We start from the raw sequence: 2,259 nt of genomic DNA on the forward strand, positions 1-2,259 counted from the left end.
CCACGCCCGCCCGCACCGCGAGGTTCAGCGCGGGCTGGGTGGCGAGTTCGCCGGCGCCGACGGGGGCGCCGTCGACGGCGAGCGCGCCCACCGGGGCGTAGCCGACGCCGCCGACGTCGACCCGGCAGCCCGCGCAGATGACCTTCTGCACGGTCATCTCGTTGCGGGTGAGGGTGCCGGTCTTGTCCGAGCAGATGACCGTCACCGAACCCAGCGTCTCCACCGCGGGCAGGCGCCGGATGACGGCGTTGCGTCGGGCCATCCGTTGCACGCCCAGCGAGAGGGTGACCGTCATGATCGCGGGCAGGCCCTCGGGGATGGCGGAGGCGGCGAGCGCCACGACCAGGGTGAACATCTGGGCGGGCGCCTCACCGCGCCAGACCACGCCGAGCACGAAGGTCGCCGCGGCCACCAGCAGGATCACCGCGGCCAGCCAGCGGCCGAACTGCCCGATCTGGCGCAGCAGCGGGGTCGTGGTCTTGTGGATGCCGGCGAGCATGGCGTTGACCCGGCCGAGTTCGGTGTCGATGCCGGTGGCGACGACCACGCCGTCGCCCTGCCCGTACACCGCGACCGTGCCCGCGTACGCGCCGCTGCGCCGGTCGCCGAGTTCGCTGTCGGCGGCGACCGGCTCGGAGGTCTTGTCCACCGGCATCGATTCGCCGGTCAGCGCCGCCTCGTCGATGCGCAGTTCGCGCACCCGCAGCAGGCGCAGGTCGGCGGGCACGCGGTCGCCGGACACCAGGTGCACGACATCGCCGGGAACCAGGTCGGCGGCGGGGATGTCGAGCAGCTTGCCGTCGCGGTGCACGCGGGCCCTCGGCGCGAGCATGGCCCGGATGGAGTCCAGCGCGGACTCGGCCTTGCCCTCCTGGACGAACCCGAGCAGCGCGTTGATCAGCACGGCGGCCAGCAGCACCCCGGTGTCGATCCAGTGCTGGAGGAAGGCGGTGATGAGCGCGGCGGCCATCATGACGTACAGCAGGACGTTGTGGAACTGTCGCAGCAAACGCCACCACCAGCGGCTGGACTTGGCCTGCGGCAGGGCGTTCGGACCGTACAGCGTCAGCCGCCTTGCCGCTTCCTCCGAGGTCAGACCGCTTGGCGTGGCCTCGAGGCGGTCGAGCGTCGCGGCCGTGTCCATGGCGTGCCATGACGTCATTACCCGAACTTTACCAAACATCCAGCAAACCTTTGGTCGGTCGGTGGAAGTCGGCCGCCGCCAAGGAGTTCGGCGCGACAGTCGGGCGCACCGGCGGGCCGGAGCCGACCCGGCCGACAGAGGTCAGGACAGCCGGGCGGCGAAGGCGTCGTAGGCCGCGGCGTCGTAGAGGACGAACCGGATCTGCTCGACGGCGGTCTCGACGGCTCGCACCGTCTCGACCGCGATGCGGGCGCCGTCGTCCATGGGCCAGCCGTAGGCGCCGGTGGAGATCGCCGGGAAGGCGAGGGTGAGAGCGCCGAGTTCGTCGGCCACGCGCAGAGATTCGCGATAGCAGGACGCCAGCAGCGCGGTGCGGTCCTCGCGGGTGGAGTGGACCGGGCCGACGGTGTGCACCACCCAGCGCGCGGGCAGATCGCCGCCGTTGGTGGCCACCGCCTGTCCGGTGGGCAGGCCACTCGGGTAGCGCGTCTCGCGCAGCTGCCTGCACTCGGCGAGGATGCGGGGGCCGCCCCTGCAGTGGATGGCGCCGTCGACCCCGCCGCCGCCGAGCAGCGAGGAGTTGGCGGCATTGACGATCGCGTCCACCTCCTGCGCGGAGATGTCGCCACGTACCAGTTCCAGTGAGGCCATGCCCGTATTCTTCCCCCACTTCCGCGGGGATGCCGGGCCTTCCCTGCGCCTGTCGGGCGCTTCCTCATGCGGGCGGTCCGCCCGGTGGGCGGGCGAAGGCGGGGGTGTTGGCCCGGTAGAAGTCGAGGTGGGCGGCGGCCGCGGCGTCCCAGCTGAAGCCCGCCGCCAGGGCGCGGCCGCGGTGGGCGCGCTCGGGATCGGGGGTGAGGGCGGCCGCCATGGCGGCGGCGGTGTCGGCGGGCCCGGTGGCGAAACGCACCGCCCCGCCGAAGACTTCGCGGAAGACCGGCAGGTCGCGCACCACCACCGGCACTCCGGCGGCCAGCGCCTCCATGGCGGCCAGGCCGAAGCCCTCCTTGGTGGACAGGAACGGGAAGACCGCGGCGGCCCCCCGCACGGGGGGGGGGTGGGGGGGGGGGGCGGGGGGGGGGGCGCGGGGGGCGGGGGCGCGCCCGCGGGCGCGG

At 73.7% G+C, this 2,259-nt stretch carries 3 protein-coding genes; all 3 read right to left on the minus strand.

The window, feature by feature from the left end:
- On the minus strand, nucleotides 1-1,162 hold a 1,162-nt coding region (locus tag QH283_RS06200; protein WP_280502056.1), incomplete at its 3' end, for a cation-translocating P-type ATPase.
- Nucleotides 1,163-1,285: 123 nt separating this feature from the next.
- Nucleotides 1,286-1,795 carry an O-acetyl-ADP-ribose deacetylase gene (locus QH283_RS06205; protein ID WP_280502057.1) on the minus strand — a complete coding sequence of 170 codons (510 nt, stop codon included), beginning with the start codon at nucleotides 1,793-1,795 and terminating at the stop codon, nucleotides 1,286-1,288.
- A gap of 64 nt (nucleotides 1,796-1,859) precedes the next feature.
- Nucleotides 1,860-2,259: glycosyltransferase (locus QH283_RS06210; RefSeq protein ID WP_280502058.1), on the minus strand; the 400-nt coding region annotated here is incomplete at its 5' end.

Source organism: Nocardia farcinica (assembly GCF_029867845.1).
GTDB lineage: Bacteria > Actinomycetota > Actinomycetes > Mycobacteriales > Mycobacteriaceae > Nocardia > Nocardia farcinica_A.